The following is a 584-nucleotide window of genomic DNA, read 5'->3' as shown; positions in this document are numbered from 1 at the left end:
CTCGCTGGCCTTTGGTATCGGCTACCAGGACAGTGAGCAGGACTCCGCCAAGCATGCCGATCAGGCGGGCATCTCCGCAGCCTGGTCCCCCGGCAACTGGCGCTTCGCCGCCAAGGTGGAACAGCTGCTGACCAACGATGACACCGTCCAGGACGATGACCCGGTGACCTATAACCTGATGGGCTCCTACAGCTGGAACAAGTACACCCTGCGCGCCATGGTCGCCCATGGTGAAGAAACCGATGAAGGTGATGCCTTCTTCCAGGGGGATTCTGCCCAGGTCGGGCTGGACTACCGCCACACCGAAAACCTGAAGTTCTTTGCGGAATACTTCTACGAGGAACTGGGCTACGCCATCTACACCCCCAACTCCGAGAGCTTCAACCCGCTGGCGGGCTACCAGGTGGAAAGCGATGGCCAGGTCTTCACGGTGGGCATGCGGTTTGATTTTTAAGAGCCGCTGGCACCCATCACGCTGCACGCAACAACGCGGTTTAGTGTGATGCGTACCGGAAACCCAACAGGCCGCGCTCGAAACCTCGGCGCGGCCTGTTGGGTTTTACCTGGAAAAAATTCCCATGACT

General features: G+C 59.2%; 1 protein-coding gene. It reads left to right on the top strand.

What is annotated here, in order from left to right:
- Positions 1 to 454, top strand: a 454-nt coding sequence (locus tag A3754_RS06835; RefSeq protein WP_156496869.1) for a porin, incomplete at its 5' end; no start/stop codon positions are given.
- Between the last annotated feature and the right edge of the window lie 130 nt (positions 455 to 584).

The organism is Alcanivorax sp. HI0083, from assembly GCF_001635175.1.
The sequence above is the reverse complement of the archived record's forward strand: the minus strand, read 5'-3'. Positions and strand labels throughout refer to the sequence as shown.